A 15,431-nucleotide genomic window follows, 5' to 3' on the forward strand; every position below is an offset into this window, starting at 1 on the left:
ATCGCCTTTCAAACCTCAGCCTTAGCTGGGGTTGGAGTTATAAGACAGAACCTTATCGCTAGGGGTCGTGAAGTCCTTCGTGTCGTACTTCGGGGCGATGGCCTTCATAAAGGTCTGCCACTGGGCACCAGCGTAGTTTGCACCATCCACGTAGTCCAGCACGCGACCGTTAACGCTCAAACCGTTCAGGGAACGGAAGCCGAGGTTGTTAGAACCAACCCAAGACGCGGTGGACAGGCCACGAGTGTAGCCAACCTGCCAGGTCTGGGAGGAGTTATCGTTTGTACCGGTCTTCGCAGCCGAACCGTTCGGCAGACCAATACCGCGCTGAGAAGCGGAACCGCCGGGCTGGATAACACCCTTCAGAACCCAGCTGACACCGTTCGCGATGTCCGGATCCAGAACCTGCTCACACTGGTTCTGGTATTCCTTGAGAGTCTCGCCGTCAGTCTTGGTGATCTTCTCGATGGGGCGCGGGGTGCAGTACTTACCCTCGGAAGCGAAGATAGCGTACATGGATGCGTTGGTCAGCGGGGAGATACCGTACTTGGTACCACCAATGTTGGTACCCAGGTTGGGGATGCTGTGTAGCGGTTCGCCGGTACCGTCCAGGGCGTGCATCTTGATGGACAGGTCGTGCACATCGCACAGGTCAATCTGGGAGAGCATGCCGAACAGGTACGAGTTAAACGACTGGCGAATACCGTACGCCGCGGTGTTGTAGCCTAGGCCGCCGTTGACTGCGTTCTTGTAGGACCAGCCCTTCGGCTGAGCGGTGTAGTAGTACTTACCGCCCTCGTAGCACTTGGCGTTCCAACCGAAGCTGGTGGGCCAGAACAGCTGGGTACCGTTCACGGTAGCGTTAGCGCCGCGGCCGCTGATGAGCCACTGTGCCAGAATAATCGGTTTGAACGTCGAACCGGGCTGGAAGCCGCGGGTACCACCGTAGGCGCTATCAACGTTGTAGTTGTACTCGGTCTTGGAGTGGTCGTTCGCGTCTGCGGGGCTACCGAGCTCGGTGTTCTGTGCCATCGCGATGACGCGGCCGGTGCCGGGCTCAACACTGGTCAGTGCGGAGTTCACGTCGTTCCAGTTGGTTGCTGCCGGCTGGGTAGCGTCCACAGCCTGCTTAGCCACGGCCTGAGCCTCAGGGTTCAAGGTGGTCACAATCTTCAGACCGCCACGCTTAATAGCGGTGTTACGCAACTCAGCGGTAGCGCCCAGGCTTTCGTCCTGAAGCAGGTAGTTCACCACGTAGCGGCAGAAGAAGGCCTTGTCGCCGCTCAGAGAGCAACCCTGAGACTTAGGCTTGACGTTGAGCTTAATATCGCTGGCGATGGCTTCACTGTATTCCTTATCGGAAATCTTACCGTCACGCAGCATGGTGCCGAGCACCACGTCGCGGCGCTCGCGGGCCAGCTCAGGGTTCACAGTCGGATCGTACACGTTCGGTGCCTGCACCAGACCCGCAATCAGCGCGGACTGGGCCACGTTCAGGTCCTTAGCAGAGATACCCCAGTAGTACTGTGCGGCAGCCTCGACACCGTAGTTGGATCCACCCAGGTTCACGATGTTCAGGTAGCCCTCAAGAATCTGGTCCTTGGACTTATTCTGCTCCATCGAGATCGCAAGCTTCATCTCACGAATCTTTGCAGCATACGTCTTGTTACCGTTGAGGGTTGCGGTCGCATCCTCACCGCGGGACACCGCGGCATCCACAATCAGGTTGTTGACGTACTGCTGAGTCAGGGTGGAAGCACCCTGGCGGCGGCCATTGTTGGAGTTAACGATGTTGTTGAGGAACGCACGGCCAATACCGATTGCGGAGACCGCACCGTGCTTGTAGAAGTCGCGGTCCTCAACCGAAATGATGGCGTCCTTCATATGCTGCGAAATCTGGTCCAGCTTAACCGGATCGCGGTTCTCATCGAAGAAGGTCGCGATTTCGGTCTTGCCGTCAGCAGCGTAAATAGTAGAAGGACGGGAGGAGATGCCATCGGCAATGTCGTTAGGAAGGTCCTGGAACCATGACATCGACGCGTTCGTGACCATACCCAAGCTCACGGCAGGGGGTACGACAATAATTGCCGCGAGGAAACCGGCAATCACGCTGAACGCGAGGAACTGCAAAAAATCTCCCGGGCGGCGACGCGCACGGGTTTTCTTAGATGAAGCCATTCATTCAGTTTAACCCATGAAGCTGTGAGAGGAAGTCCCCGCCGAAGAGAACACCGGTTGAGGCGCTCACATGGGTTTTCTGGCCGCTAGAAGGCTGTCGAGAATACGGAAAAGAGGGTACAGCACGTGAAAAACACAATGTGACAACCCCTTTTACAACGAGGGCCCCGAAAGCTAGGCTAGAGGGTATGAAGAAATGGGAATACGCAACTGTACCGCTGATGATTCACACGACCAAGGCAATCCTCGATAACTGGGGCGAGGACGGCTGGGAGCTCGTCACCGTGCTCCCCGGTGCTTCTGCACCCGCCGGCGCGGCCCCCGCATCGAACATGGTCGCGCCCACTCAGGGCAACCCCATCGCCTACTTTAAGCGCGAGAAGGCTGACTAGACGTCGCCCTTCCGGCGGCTCTCCTCAGCTATCTTCGCTTCGCAACGAAAACGTGGCGACAACCGGAAATAGCTGGTGTGGGCCGCCGGTTAGCCGTTTAACCCATCGAAAAGCGCCCGCCGGAATGCGGAGAAGCGCCCCGCGCGGTTTGCGCGGAGAGAATTGAGTGGTACCGCTAAACGGCGCACAACACATACATCTCATCACCGTCCGGGTGGGAACACCCGCAATCCTTCTGGAGTAATCATGACTGAATCTCGCATCGAAGCCCGCATCCGCGAACTCGGCTACGAGCTGCCCGTCGCCCCTGCCCCCGTCGCCGCTTACGTTCCCGCGGTGACCTCCGGCCCCTATGTATACACCTCCGGCCAGCTGCCCTTCGTCGATGGCATTCTGCCCGCCACCGGTAAGGTATCCGCCTCCGATGAAGAGGGCTTCGTGAACCCCGAGGATGCGAAGAAATATGCGGGCATCAGCGTGCTGAACGCCCTGGCCGCCGTTAAGTCCGTGGTTGGCGACCTGGATCGCGTGCAGCGCGTCGTGAAGGTCGTCGGCTTTGTGGCCTCCGAAGTGAACTTTACCGCCCAGCCCGCAGTGATTAACGGTGCCTCCGAGCTACTCGGCGAGATTTTCGGTGAGGCCGGTCAGCACGCCCGCTCCGCCGTGGGCGTGCCCGTGCTGCCCCTGGATTCGCCCGTCGAGGTTGAGATTATCGTTGAGTATGTCTAACCAGCTGTACACCGGCGCACTGCCGCTGTCAGCTATCCGTGCAGCTCAGGCACAGCGCGCCTCCCAAGAAGGTAGCCAGGTTGAGACTCCTGGCGGAGCCCACGACGTGAAGACGCTACCCCTGCCCGTGCAGGAACGCCGATTCGGTACAGCAGAGGTACCCGCTGAACCTGACCGTCCCCGCATGTTCACGGGCCGCAACTCCTCGCCTGCGCCCCGAACCGAGGCCATCCAGCGTCTCTACGTGATTCCAGAGTTCATGCGAACCGCCGCAGAAAGCTGGCGCGAAGAAGGCAACGAAGGCACCCGCGGATGTACGATGCGCCAGGCAGCCTCCGTCATCTTTGTGCGCGATGGCGACAACGGCTTGGAGACCATTCTGACCTACCGCCCGGGCGCATCCCCCCTGGGCATAGTGGCTTTCCCCGGCGGAACCGCGCTCCCCGGTGACGACGAATCTGCCTCCTGGGTGGGCCCCGGCGCCGAATACTGGCAGAAGCAATTTCACTACTCCGACGTGACGAAAGCGCGTCGTAGCGTCATGGCGGCTGTCCGCGAATCCTTCGAAGAAACGGGCATTCTGCTGGCCGGCAAAGACGAGCAGGACGTCGTGGAACGCTCCAGCACCCCCGAATTGATGACCTGGCGCGAGGCCGTGGCCGATCAGGATAAGAGCTTCGCGCACTTCCTGTGCTCAAGCGGGCTCAGTATTCGCGCTGACCTGTTGCGCCCCGTGGCGCGTTGGCAGTCTCCGGACTTCTTCCTCAAACGCTACGATATCGCCTACTTCACCACCGCTCTGCCGGTGGGCCAGGACCCGAAGCTACTGCTCGGCAAAGGCGTGTGGGGCGACTGGCTGAACGTGCGTGAGCTTCTGGAAGCACGCGATACGAGTGAGCTGGGTGATCGCATCGGTCAGCCCAACACCGTCGGTCGTCGCCTGGAGGAGCTTATCACCCCGGGCGTCATGTGCATGCTGGAGTCCCTCGCGAGGGCTCAAACCTCGGTGGCGTGGCTTTCGAAGCGCCGTCGCATCGAGGTGCGCAAAGCCGTGCTCGTAAGCCATAACGGCGCCTGCATGCTCTCCTTCACCGAGGTGGATCCTCCCGCTCCGACCGGGGCGGTCTTCACCGGAGGCCTGGGCGTTGTGCCTCAAACTGGAAGCGAGCAGGACGGGCACCCCGCCCCGCCATGTGGCTAAACACGTATAAATAACGGCAGGAGCCGCCTCCCCATGCAAAGGAGGCAGCTCCTGCCGTATTCAAAAGCGTGACGTTGCGGTGCTTATCCTGCCTGGCAGGGCCGGAACGAAACACCGCAAAGCCGAAGAACGAAAGCGGACGCGCCGCTATAGCCTAGCGGGAACGCTGGCGCAGACGGGGCAGGTCAAGGATGACCACGGCGCGTGCTTCCAAGCGAATCCAGCCGCGGGAAACAAACTCAGCCAGAGCCTTGTTCACGGTCTCACGGGATGCGCCAACCAGCTGTGCCAGCTCTTCCTGAGTCAGCTCGTGGGCCACGAGTACGCCGTCGGTTGCGGGGCGGCCGAAGCGGTCAGCCAGATCCAGCAGGGCCTTAGCGAGGCGGCCGGGGACGTCGGAGAAGACCAGGTCGGCCAGCGCCTCATTAGCGTGGCGCAGGCGGCGAGCCAGGGTCTTGATGACCTGGTCGGAAATCGAGGGGTCAAGCTGCTGAGCGCGTTTGAAGGATTCGTGCTTAATAGCTGCCAGGCGGGTCTCGGAAACAGCCACAGCGTTGGTGGAACGGGGCGAAGGATCGAAGAGAGCCATCTCGCCGAACACATCACCGGGGCCCATAATCGCGACCATGTTTTCGCGGCCGTCGGCGGCGGTGCGACCAAGCTTCACCTTGCCGGAGAGCACAGCAAAGAGCTGGTCATCCTGGTCACCCTCGTAGAAGAGGACGGCGTTACGGGAGAGGTCAATCTCCTGGATGTCATCGGTCAGCAGGGCAAACGCTGCGTCGTCAAGGTTCGCAAAAAGAGGGGTGCGACGGAGGATCTCGAGATCCATGAAGTTCTCCTAGATATGAGGTGAAGAGCCGAAGCCCGTAATGTTCAGTGAGTGAGCCTGAACCTATGTTAAGTATCTCACGATTGCAGTGTGAGACGGCTCAAGCGGGTGTGACATATTCAACTGATAAGAGCGTACCCTAAAATCTTGGTTTAAGCACTCAGAACCCGGAGCTTTACAACAAAAGTTTTTCATTCCCGGCAAATTCTAAGGTTTAGCACAGCTTATGAGCCTACTATCGGGCCATTGGGTGTGCCCACCGACGGGCCGCATAGCGGGGGTGCATCCCCGACCATTTCTACCCACCACCAAGGAGGTCCCGTCAAGATGACTGACATTAACCCCCTTGATATCGTCATCCCCATTCTTCTTCTGCTCTACTTCCTCGCCGGAATTCGTAGCGGTTTCTTCACAACCCTCGGTACCTTCCTCGGCCTCGGCCTGGGAGTCTGCGCCGCCGCCTGGCTCGTACCCCTGGCCGTCGCCTCCGTCGGAAGCCAGTGGAGCCTCATCACCGCGGTCGGTGTACTCATCCTCTGCCTGACCATCGGACAGTGGCTGGGCATCGTCGCCGGGCGCGCTATTCGGCGGGTCACCGACATCACCCCGCTTAAAAGCATTGAACGCTTCTTCGGCGGCGTGCTCAATCTCCTCGCCTGCGCTCTCGTACTGGTCGTGTTGACCATCTCGATGCGCACCGTACCCATCCCACAGCTGAACGCCGCACTCAGTCAGTCCAAAGTCCTGACCTGGATGGTCACCAGCACCCCCGAGGCCCTCAAGGACCAAATTGACTCGGTCCGCAACAATGTGCTCGCGTCCACGTCTATTCCGGAAGTCAGCCAGCTCATCGCCCCCGAAACCTCCGCCCCGACCGAGGGAGTTGAGTCTGATGCACTTGACGCCGCCAGCGCCTCCGTCGTGGAGATCCTGGGAGCTGCTGAGCAGTGCGGGTACACCTCCACCGGCTCCGGCTTCATAGCCGACACCGGCCTGGTCGTCACCAACGCCCACGTGGTTGCCGGCGTGACCGCCCCCGTCGTGCAGGATATCCGCGGCCGCACCTGGCCCGGCACCGTGGTCTACATGGACAGCGAACAGGACCTCGCGTTCATCAGCGTGCCGACGCTTCCCCTGAAACCACTCACCATCGGCAAGAACGCCTCAGCAGGTAGCCTCGTGACCTTCATGGGCTACCCCAAGGGCGGCCCGTTCAAGGCGCTACCGGCCACCGTGCAGGGCATCGGCAACACCCAGACCATCGACGCTGAAACCGGCCGCGCCAACGCCATGCGCCAGGTCTACCAGCTGGCTGCCGACGTGCAACACGGCAACTCCGGCGGCCCCGTCCTTGACGAAAACGGTACCGTGGTCGGCGTAATTTTCGGCAAGGCCACCAGTGGACAAACCGGCTACGCCATCACCGCAAGTACCCTTAAACAGGCCCTAGCCGAGGGCGGTAACAATACCGTAGCGGTCTCCACGGGATCCTGTCGTAAGCAGTAACCGCCTGGACGCGGTGACTTGACCACCCCGAGCAGGGATGCGGCCGACCGGCCTTCAGACTCAAATACGGCTGAGGCGCCCACCCTTTCACGCGAAGGGACGGGCGCCTCAGCCGTATTTGGCGAGTAGCAGACGGGGACTAATCCGAAAGATGCTGCGCCAGGAAATCAACCGCCATGACGTAACCGTAAGCGCCAGCACCGGCAATCACCGCGGTAGCCTGCGGGGACACAAAGGAACGGTGACGGAACTCCTCGCGACGGTGAACGTTCGACAGATGCACCTCAACTACTGGAAGCTCAGCCGCCTCCAGAGCATCGTGCAACGCCACAGACGTATGCGTGTACGCCGCCGGATTGATAATGATGGCGGCACCGCGCGTACGGGCCCGCTGAATCTCGTCCACCAGAACACCCTCGTGGTTTGACTGCATAAATTCAACATCAAAACCATGAGCCGCCGCACGCTCACGCACCATACGCTCAATATCATGCAGGGTCGTGTAACCGTACACCTCGGGGCGACGCTGCCCGAGCAGGTTCAAGTTCGGGCCGTTAAGCACAAAAATCGTATCTGACATAAAACCAGTGTGGCACAGCAGGCGCCCGCTGAGCGCGAGCCAACGCGAACTGCCCAGAAAATGACGGGTTATATAAACTGACGGATATAGAAAATAACGGGGGAGGGGGAGGCATTAACTACGGTGACCCTCGCTACCGCCCACACCCCAAAGCCCGGTACCCTCGCGCTATGACCGAGAACGCCACCCAGCCCGCCGCAGACGCGCAGAATGCCCCCGCCCAAAACACTGCGGCAGAAGACACCGCGGCAGAGAACACCGAAACGCTCCTGCAAATTCGATTCGTGCCCGAATTCAAAGCCGCGGCCGCCGCACGCCGACTCAAAGCTCGCGCACCCGAAAGCCACCTCGCCACAGTGCGCCGCGCCCGCAAGATTAACCGCATCCTCGGCGAAACCTACCCCTACGCCGTTGCCGAGCTGGACTTCGACAACCCCTTCGAACTGCTCATCGCGACCGTGCTCTCGGCACAAACCACCGACGTGCGCGTCAACTCCGTGACCGGTGCGCTCTTTGCCCGCTACCCTGACGCCGCGATGCTCGCCTCCGCACGCTACGAAGAGGTCGAACCGTATATTCAGTCCCTCGGCTTCTACCGCGCCAAGGCACGCTCCATCGTGAACCTCTCGCGCCAGCTGGTCGAGGAGCACGGTGGGCAGGTTCCCTCAACCCTCGAAGAGCTCGTCAAGCTCGCCGGAGTCGGCCGCAAGACCGCAAACGTCGTGCTCGGAAACGCCTTTGACGTGCCCGGACTGACCGTCGACACCCACTTTGGCCGCCTCGCCCGCCGCATGGGATTCACCGCCGCAGACGCCCCCGAAGCCGTTGAAAAGGACGTCGCCGAGCTCATCGAACGCAAAGACTGGACCATCTTCTCGCACCGCATGGTCTACCACGGCCGTCGCATCTGCCACGCCAAAAAGCCCGCCTGCGGTGTATGCCCGGTCGCCGATCTCTGCCCCTCCTACGGCATCGGCGAGACCAACGAGCAGAAGGCGCGCAAGCTCATGAAGTACGAAATGGCCCCCGGCCGCGAGGACCTGCACCTTCGCTTTCTGCAGGGCGCAACCCGCCGCCAGCTGCAGGCCGAGGGGTACCCGCTCAGTGCCTAACGACACCTAAAATGAGCCGAGAAATAGCCGCCCCGGACTGAACACACTGAGCGGGTGCACGAGGCCAAGCCCTGCAGAAGAGAGGTACACAGATGAACAAGAACACGCCCCAGCAGAATGTGGAGCATCCCGCCCAGCAGGCCCTAACATCGTTGGCAGAAGGCGGCGTGGAATTCGACATCCAAGCCCTGCTGCGCAGCGCCCCCGCCAGCCCCCTCAGCAAGGAGGCCGCCGTGCTGATTCTCTTCGGCGTGCTCGATAACTCGCCCTCCATCGGCGAATTTGACGGCTGCCCCGAGAACGTGGGCGCCGACCTGGACGTGCTTCTGCTCGTGCGCGCCGCAACACTGCGCGCGCACGCCGGGCAGCCCGCATTCCCCGGCGGAAAAATCGACCCCGAAGACTACGCGCTCGCCGAATCCACGGGCGAACCGGTCGCGCACATCGCCGCGCTGCGCGAGGCGGTCGAAGAAACCGGACTCGACCCCGCCGGCGTGCAGGTGCTCGGGCAGCTACGCACTCTGCCGCTACCCATCAGCGACTTCATGGTCACCCCCGTCATCGGCTGGTGGAACAGCCCCGTGCCCGTCAGTGTGGTCGACCGCAACGAATCGGCCCTCATCGCGCGGGTTCCGGTGCGCGATCTGCTGAACCCAGCCAACCGGCACACCGCCTACGTCAAACGCGGCCGCACCTCGCACCGCACCCCGGCCTTCGAGGTGCGCATGCCCGGCGGCGAGGAGTTCACGGTGTGGGGGTTTACCGCGATTCTGCTGGACCGCATCTTCGACTCGCTCGGCTGGACCGTGCCCTGGAACCGCAAGGATTTACGCCCGGCACCCGGGTACGAGCCCTAGAACCCGCCGGGTAGTTGGCCCTCGGTCGGCCGGATTTGGCGTACCCTCGCTCGAATGAACGTGCTATAGGCCCGCGGCGACCCGAACGGTTCGCCGCGGGTTATTTACCTTCGGAGTAATCGTGCACGTGGTGCACCGACACGGGAAAATCCACCGGAACCCTGCCGAAAAGCAGGCGCGCCGCCTCCGCCGCACATTCGCGCACGATGCGGGCCACGCGCTCGGCTTCTAGCTCCGGGCCGCACAGCAACAGCTCATCATGCAGAAAATAAACGATGCGGGTGCGCATGGGCATGCCGAAAATCGTCTCCGTCAGCAGGCGGGTGCGCACCGAACCCATCCAGCACAGCGCCCACTCCGCGGCGGTTCCCTGAACAATAAAGTTGCGGGTCATGCGGCCGTGAGCACGCGCGGTCGACACCGCACGCGATTCGGCCGCCGGCGAGGAACGATCCGCCACAACCTCGCGAAAACGATCGCTCACCGGCGGCGAGGTGCGCCCCAGAAAAGTCGTCACCTGGCCGCCCGCCTCCCCGATGCGTGCCGCCCGCTCCGTGAACTCCATCGCCTGCGGAAAAAGCGCCGCCACATGCGGCAATAGTGCTCCAATCTCACCGCTACGGCCGCCGTACATGATGGCGAGCATGCCGACCTTGGCGTGGGCGCGCTCCGTCAACCCCACACCCTTAAGACGTGCTAACTCCGCGATGCCGGCGTACAGGTCGGCGCCGCGTCCGGCCGAGGCGAGCGCTTCATCCCGGCTGAGGGCCGCCAGGATACGCGGCTCAATCTGCGAGCCGTCCGTCACCGTCAGAATCTGCCCCTCGGGGGCCTGAATCGCCTGCCGAATCTCGGCGGGAAGCTGCAGAGCACCGCCGCCCGAAGCGCCCCAGCGTCCGGTGGCGGCCCCGCCCACTTCGAGGTGCGGGCGGAATGCGCCCTCAGAAACCCAGGTGTTGGACCAGGTCCAGCCGTTGGCGGTCCAGATTCGGTACAGCTTCTTATAGCGCAGAATCGGTTCGATGAGGGCCTGCCGTTTCTGCCGTTGCGAGGGCACGGCCTTCGCCCAGCTCTTGAGCTCCCAGGAGCGGGTCGAGGTCACCGAGACGCCCGCCGACTGCAGGGCGTGCAGAAGCTCCTGCGGCGAGTCGGGGTTAAGCGCGGGCATGAACAGCATGCGCTGGATCTCTTCGGCCAGCTCCTGCATCTTTTGCGGGCGTTGGCCGGGCTCGGGCCGGGGCCCCAGCAGTTCTTGCAGGTGTTCGTGGTGGGCCCTCACGTTAAAGGGGATGCCGTAGTACCCGATTTCGGCCGCGACGAGAGCACCCGCCGATTCGGCCGCCGTCAGTAGCCGTAGGCGTTCGGGATGCTTCGAGGAGCTGACGGCCCGCGCTTGGGCCAGCCATTCGCTCATGAGGGTGCGCACGACGGGGTGCTCCGGCAGAAGACGGACGGGGCCAGCCGAAAGCTGCGCCTCGAAGGGCTCGTGGGGTGCCGGCTCCAGAAAATCGGGGGTTCCCGAGGCCTGTGTGGGATTCTTGGCGGGCGTACCGGCTGAATTCGTGCTCTTCTGAGCGGTACCGCTCAGGAAATCCACGCCGAATAGTTCCTCCTGCCCCTGAATTTGGCGGGCCACCGGCAGGTACCTCTGGGGTTCGAGCGCCTCGGTGAGTTCCGAGAGGTCCAGCTCGGGTTCATAGCTGACGAAGTGGCTGGGATGCGTGGCCGCAGTCCGCAGAATACGCTGCACGAGCCGCAGATCGTAGCACTGGTGTACGCGCACTCCGCGCCGCAAGAGCAGGGGTGCGATGTGGCGGGTATCGGCCCAGATCCAACGTGGCGGTCGGCGATTCGAAGATTGCTCGGCCTTCCGTTCCACCTCGCGCACGTAGGCCGCCAGGTTCGCGTCGCTAACCCGGTCTGCGCGCAGAATCTGCGGAATGAAGGAGGGATCGGCCAGCTGCTCGGCGGTGGGGTCTTCGTAGTGGAAAGCTCCCCAGGACGTCACCGGGTTCTCCGTCCGGCCGCGCGCGGGTGCGCTCGCCGCGATGCGGGCGGTGACGGGTTGATGCGCGGTGCCGGTGCGGGCTGTGATGTCCGTGCCGGTGGCGGGACTGAGGAGGATGTACATAGTTCCATTATCAGTGACGACCGGGTGCGGGCCGTGATGGGGCGTTGAGCCTGTGGATAGTAGGAGTGGCTGGGGGCTCGTGCGAGACGGAGGTGCTGGGCGAGACGGAGGTGCTGGGCGAGACGGAGGTGCTGGGCGGGGCTGGGCAGGTCTTGAAGCGGGTGAGTCTTGGGTCGTTGCCGGTTTTTATGTTTCGTCATAAAACTGCTGGAACGGGGGCTGAGCGGCTGAAAAGAGATAAAAACGCCCTGTGGATAACGGATTTTGTGGGTTTATGCCGAAGTTATCCACAGAATGATTGTTCTATATTTTGGGGCTCTCCTCACATGATGTGATGAGGCCATGAAGACCACCAACCAGCCGCAGAACCCCCAGGCTATCCTTACGCCGCCTATAGCGGTATCTCCCGGGGCGAGTTCCTCTGTCCCCGCGCTGATTATTCCCGAAGACTATCGCGCCCGCGCCGTCGCCGTGCAGGCAAGGGAACGCATCCTGCGTTCTCCGAAATTAAGCGCCCTCGCGCTCGATGGGGCCGCAACTTTTGACAGGCGCTCCTTCATACAACCCTTCTCTGAGTCGCCGTTGCGGCCCTTCCTCGAGGAAGTCGTGGAGGAGGTTATCACTGAGGTAGACGGAGCCCCGCCGCCCGGCACATTCACGAGCGCGCCCCGGGGAATTCCGGGAATCCTGTCCCGCTTCATGCCCCGGGCTCTCTCACGTCCCCTCTCTCTGCGGAGAACGCCGGGGAAGCTACCGGGTACTCTCACAGCACATCCCTCTGGTCTGCGTGCCGCCGAACGGGGTGCTGCCCCGTGGAGCTACCCCAGCGTCGAACACGTACCCGTCGACCGGGAGCTCGCCCTGCGCTACCTGGGCTCTGAGCTCTACGGATTCGGCGCACTCGACCTGCTCCTCGAAGCCGGAGAAAACCACGGTGCCGCCATCACCGATATCTACGTGAACTCGCCCTGCGATATTTGGGTGGGTATCGGCGGTGAGGTTCGCCCTGTCGCCCTGAGCCTCGGCAACGAGCAACGGGTGCGTGCCCTGGCCGAGCGCCTCATTCGCCGCCGCGGTGGGCAGCTGGACACCGCGCATCCGGCGACCGATGTCAGCGACGAGCTGGGTCGGCGCATCCATGCCATCATTCCGCCCCTGAGCGAGCGCACCCGCCTGTCCATCCGATTGCCGGCAAAGGAGCGCCCCAGCCTAAATCACCTCGTCAGCGCTGGATTGTGTGATTCGGCAACCGCCGACTATCTGCGCCACATGGTGGCTGAACGCCGCGGATTCGTTATCAGCGGCGGTACGGGAACCGGCAAGACAACCCTCCTCAACGCCCTGCTGGGGCTGTGCGAACCGGCCGAGCGCGTCGTCATTCTGGAGGACACCCCGGAGCTCGCCCCCGAACACGAGCAGGTCGTGGCTCTCAGAACCCGAGCTGCTAACTCAGAAGGTGCGGGTGCTATTGGCTTGGGCGAACTCATTGTGCAGGCCCTGCGCATGGGTCCGGATCGCCTGGTGGTGGGGGAGTGCCGCGGGGCGGAGGTGGTGCATCTGCTGACCGCCATGAACACCGGCCACCGCGGTGCGGGAACCACACTGCACGCCAATAGCGCCGAGGCGGTACCTCGCCGACTGATTGCTCTGGGTGCGCTCGCGGGCCTGGATTATAGAACGGTCGCTCTGCATACGGTGACGGCTTTTGAACGCATTATCCATCTCGAGCAGAAGGGCGGTCGCCGCCGCATCGAGGGCGTGTATAGCCTGCACGTCGAGGGGACCGAAGAGCAGCTGCGGGTGCGGAGGGTTCCCATCAACTCGGCACCCGATCGAGGGGCAACCCTCTCCCCGCTCGCCGAAAACAGAGGAACCTGGGATAGGGGGAAGGTATGAGAGCTGCACGAACCCCCGTGCTGAACCTGCGGGAGCGTTGGGAGAATCGCCGTTCCGGCGCGGCGGATGCCGACGAGATGCGCGTCTGGCCGCTCGTGTTGCGTTCCCTGGCCTTAAACCTGCAATCCGGAATGAGCCTGAATGAGGCGGTGCAATCGCTCTCATACCCCGAGGAATACGAACGGACCAGCGAGGACATCCGCCGGTTTATGCGGGCTCTGGAGACCACCGCGGCCTGGGGATTATCACCGCATTTAGCCTGCCAACAGGCTCTTGATGAAGGGGAACACCGCCTGCAACCCCATAGTCGGGAACGCATGCGTGACCTGTCCCTCAGCCTGCGCATGAGCGAAAATGCCGGAGCGCCTCTAGCCACCAGCCTGGAGCGGGCCGCCGAGCACGCCGAGGAACGTATTGATGCGTTCCTGGGGCGGCAGAGCGCGCTGGCAGCTCCCAGCGCTACCGGCCGAATCCTCTCGTGGCTACCGCTCATCGGACTGGGGCTGGGAATGTTGATGGGTAGCGACCCGCTGGGCGTGCTCACCGGCTCGGTGGCCGGTGCCCTCGCGGGCTTGCTCGGACTCGCCCTGGCCTTGATGGGGCGAAGATGGACGGCTCGGCTGGTGCGGCGGGCTGAGGAAGAAAGCGAGGGTAGAGGTTTCCCGACTGGTCAACCCGTCCGACTCGGTGGGCACCTTGCACGGGAACCGACCGGGCCCAGGGCTCGGCGCCGTGGCTCCAGATCCGTGAAACGTGCGGAAGCCTGCGCCCCGCCCGGAGCGGACACGGCTCTCATGCTGGAACTGCTTGCCGCACAGCTGCGGGCCGGGCTCTCGCCCCTCGCGGCCCTGATGGCTCTCGCTGAGGCCCTGAACAGCGGGCACCTGCGGCAGATATGCCGCCGCCTACAGGTGGGAGCCACCTGGGAAGTAGCCTGGGCCGGAACCGCCTCGGGGAGTTGGGGCCAGCTGAGGGATGCACTTGCCCCGGCCTACACCGCCGGTAGCCCGAGTGCACCTCTGCTCCGAGCCCTCGCCGATGCGCAACGCCTGAGTGAGCGTCGCGCCGCTGAGCGGGCTGCGGGCAAGCTCTCGGTAGCCCTGGTGGTGCCCCTCGGGCTCTGCTCCCTACCGGCATTCATCTGTCTGGGCATTGTGCCCATCCTCATTTCGCTCCTGCCGACCCTCACCGGGTAGGCATCGCGGGAACAACCCCGTACCCTCACGCCCGACGCTGAACGAACCGCTCGGCGTGTACCCCAATAAAACATTGTGAGAAAGGAAGACCAATGACGAATATCCTGACCCCCACCTGCTCCACCCCCGCCCCCATCTTCTCCGAAGGCCGTGGGGAGGATGAAGCAAACCGCTACGAAGCGGAGGCAGCCCAGACCATTCTCGGGCCCGTGCCGCTCTCGGTTGCCATTGCCACGACCCTCAAACAATTGCGCGAGGAATGTGCGGATCTCTTCGACGGAGAGGAATTGCCCGATGCAAAGGCGCCCAAGTTTACTCTGCCCGACGCCTCGGGTGAGGCTCCGATGGGGCTCCCGAGGGAGCTGGCTCAGAGTGAAGAGCGTGCCTTGAGTATTGCTCGTGCCCTGGCCGAAGGATGCACATTGGACACTTGCGGCCCCACCTGCTGCGCGCTGGGGTGTGCGCTGAATGAGGAGGAAGAAGAGGGCGGCGCGTTCGCTACGGGAGATGGGGCTGTGGCCGCCGATTTGACCGCCTGCAACGGGCTCCAGCGCGGGGACGAACCGATTGAGTCATTCGCTGATTCCGGGGCATCGGAAAGCGATGCGCATGAAGCTGAGTGCTACGCCCCTGCCGGTGATGCGGAGGAGGGCGCGTCCACCGCAGAGTATGGAATCGTTATGCTCGCGGCGGTCGGCTTTGCGGGTCTGCTGGTGGTCATCCTCAAATCGGATGAGGTGCGTTCCATGCTTGTTGATATCGTGCGTAACGCCCTCTCGATTGCGGGAAATACGGGCTTGCTCTAGGGCGGCTAAAGGTTG

Annotated in this window: 13 protein-coding genes; 9 read left to right on the forward strand and 4 right to left on the reverse strand. The window is 62.8% G+C overall.

All coding sequences use genetic code 11. From position 1 onward, the window contains the following. Window positions 1-21: 21 nt before the first annotated feature. Window positions 22-2,178, reverse strand: a complete 2,157-nt coding sequence (locus JX292_RS00985; RefSeq protein WP_204860463.1) for a transglycosylase domain-containing protein — start codon at window positions 2,176-2,178, stop codon at window positions 22-24. Between the two features lie 188 nt (window positions 2,179-2,366). On the opposite strand from JX292_RS00985, the gene JX292_RS00990 reads away from it, so the two are divergent. The 3 genes from JX292_RS00990 to JX292_RS01000 all read left to right on the forward strand — a co-directional run bounded on the left by JX292_RS00990 (window position 2,367) and on the right by JX292_RS01000 (window position 4,500). Beyond that, on the forward strand, window positions 2,367-2,570 hold the full coding sequence (locus tag JX292_RS00990; protein ID WP_049331637.1) for a hypothetical protein: 204 nt from the start codon (window positions 2,367-2,369) through the stop codon (window positions 2,568-2,570). A 246-nt stretch (window positions 2,571-2,816) separates the two neighbouring features. Next, window positions 2,817-3,299 carry a RidA family protein gene (locus JX292_RS00995; RefSeq protein WP_204860466.1) on the forward strand — a complete coding sequence of 161 codons (483 nt, stop codon included), beginning with the start codon at window positions 2,817-2,819 and terminating at the stop codon, window positions 3,297-3,299. After that, a complete protein-coding gene (locus JX292_RS01000) occupies window positions 3,292-4,500 on the forward strand; it encodes an NUDIX hydrolase (protein ID WP_204860467.1) in 1,209 nt (402 codons plus the stop codon). Before JX292_RS00995 ends, JX292_RS01000 begins: the two co-directional genes overlap by 8 nt. A 154-nt stretch (window positions 4,501-4,654) precedes the next feature. Here the strand turns inward: JX292_RS01000 and JX292_RS01005 are convergent, their stop codons facing one another. Next, window positions 4,655-5,332: a Crp/Fnr family transcriptional regulator gene (locus JX292_RS01005; RefSeq protein ID WP_005504653.1), complete on the reverse strand. Its 678-nt coding sequence runs from the start codon at window positions 5,330-5,332 to the stop codon at window positions 4,655-4,657. Window positions 5,333-5,659: 327 nt separating this feature from the next. On the opposite strand from JX292_RS01005, the gene JX292_RS01010 reads away from it, so the two are divergent. Continuing rightward, entirely contained in the window at window positions 5,660-6,838 is a 1,179-nt protein-coding gene (locus JX292_RS01010) for a MarP family serine protease (RefSeq protein WP_204860473.1), read from the forward strand. Between the two features lie 139 nt (window positions 6,839-6,977). Here the strand turns inward: JX292_RS01010 and aroQ are convergent, their stop codons facing one another. Then, entirely contained in the window at window positions 6,978-7,418 is a 441-nt protein-coding gene (gene aroQ, locus JX292_RS01015) for a type II 3-dehydroquinate dehydratase (RefSeq protein WP_204860476.1), read from the reverse strand. A gap of 170 nt (window positions 7,419-7,588) precedes the next feature. On the opposite strand from aroQ, the gene nth reads away from it, so the two are divergent. Next, the gene (gene nth, locus JX292_RS01020; RefSeq protein ID WP_204860479.1) at window positions 7,589-8,530 is read left to right on the forward strand and encodes an endonuclease III; all 942 of its coding nucleotides are present in this window, start codon (window positions 7,589-7,591) and stop codon (window positions 8,528-8,530) included. 92 nt (window positions 8,531-8,622) lie between these two features. Further along, entirely contained in the window at window positions 8,623-9,387 is a 765-nt protein-coding gene (locus JX292_RS01025) for an NUDIX hydrolase (protein ID WP_204860482.1), read from the forward strand. A 100-nt stretch (window positions 9,388-9,487) separates the two neighbouring features. Here JX292_RS01025 and JX292_RS01030 read toward each other — a convergent pair whose 3' ends face one another. Continuing rightward, a complete protein-coding gene (locus tag JX292_RS01030) occupies window positions 9,488-11,518 on the reverse strand; it encodes a bifunctional 3'-5' exonuclease/DNA polymerase (protein ID WP_204860483.1) in 2,031 nt (676 codons plus the stop codon). Between the two features lie 342 nt (window positions 11,519-11,860). Between JX292_RS01030 and JX292_RS01035 the strand changes: the two genes are divergently transcribed. The 3 genes from JX292_RS01035 (at window position 11,861) to JX292_RS01045 (ending at window position 15,416) form a co-directional block, all read left to right on the forward strand. Further along, the gene (locus tag JX292_RS01035; protein ID WP_204860484.1) at window positions 11,861-13,414 is read left to right on the forward strand and encodes a CpaF family protein; all 1,554 of its coding nucleotides are present in this window, start codon (window positions 11,861-11,863) and stop codon (window positions 13,412-13,414) included. After that, complete coding sequence (locus JX292_RS01040) at window positions 13,411-14,610, forward strand: type II secretion system F family protein (protein ID WP_204860485.1); 1,200 nt, start codon at window positions 13,411-13,413, stop codon at window positions 14,608-14,610. The genes JX292_RS01035 and JX292_RS01040 overlap by 4 nt, the downstream gene beginning before the upstream one ends. 92 nt (window positions 14,611-14,702) lie before the next feature. Next, window positions 14,703-15,416: a DUF4244 domain-containing protein gene (locus tag JX292_RS01045; protein WP_204860487.1), complete on the forward strand. Its 714-nt coding sequence runs from the start codon at window positions 14,703-14,705 to the stop codon at window positions 15,414-15,416. The last annotated feature ends 15 nt before the right edge of the window (window positions 15,417-15,431 follow it).

This window comes from Rothia mucilaginosa (assembly GCF_901875305.1).
Lineage (GTDB): Bacteria > Actinomycetota > Actinomycetes > Actinomycetales > Micrococcaceae > Rothia.

Bases quoted from the DNA above. Each gene is read 5' to 3' on its own strand.
- JX292_RS00985 (WP_204860463.1), bottom strand. From the start codon at position 2,178: ATGGCTTCATCTAAGAAAACCCGTGCGCGTCGCCGCCCGGGAGATTTT.
- JX292_RS00990 (WP_049331637.1), top strand. From the start codon at position 2,367: ATGAAGAAATGGGAATACGCAACTGTACCGCTGATGATTCACACGACC.
- JX292_RS00995 (WP_204860466.1), top strand. From the start codon at position 2,817: ATGACTGAATCTCGCATCGAAGCCCGCATCCGCGAACTCGGCTACGAG.
- JX292_RS01000 (WP_204860467.1), top strand. From the start codon at position 3,292: ATGTCTAACCAGCTGTACACCGGCGCACTGCCGCTGTCAGCTATCCGT.
- JX292_RS01005 (WP_005504653.1), bottom strand. From the start codon at position 5,332: ATGGATCTCGAGATCCTCCGTCGCACCCCTCTTTTTGCGAACCTTGAC.
- JX292_RS01010 (WP_204860473.1), top strand. From the start codon at position 5,660: ATGACTGACATTAACCCCCTTGATATCGTCATCCCCATTCTTCTTCTG.
- aroQ (WP_204860476.1), bottom strand. From the start codon at position 7,418: ATGTCAGATACGATTTTTGTGCTTAACGGCCCGAACTTGAACCTGCTC.
- nth (WP_204860479.1), top strand. From the start codon at position 7,589: ATGACCGAGAACGCCACCCAGCCCGCCGCAGACGCGCAGAATGCCCCC.
- JX292_RS01025 (WP_204860482.1), top strand. From the start codon at position 8,623: ATGAACAAGAACACGCCCCAGCAGAATGTGGAGCATCCCGCCCAGCAG.
- JX292_RS01030 (WP_204860483.1), bottom strand. From the start codon at position 11,518: ATGTACATCCTCCTCAGTCCCGCCACCGGCACGGACATCACAGCCCGC.
- JX292_RS01035 (WP_204860484.1), top strand. From the start codon at position 11,861: ATGAAGACCACCAACCAGCCGCAGAACCCCCAGGCTATCCTTACGCCG.
- JX292_RS01040 (WP_204860485.1), top strand. From the start codon at position 13,411: ATGAGAGCTGCACGAACCCCCGTGCTGAACCTGCGGGAGCGTTGGGAG.
- JX292_RS01045 (WP_204860487.1), top strand. From the start codon at position 14,703: ATGACGAATATCCTGACCCCCACCTGCTCCACCCCCGCCCCCATCTTC.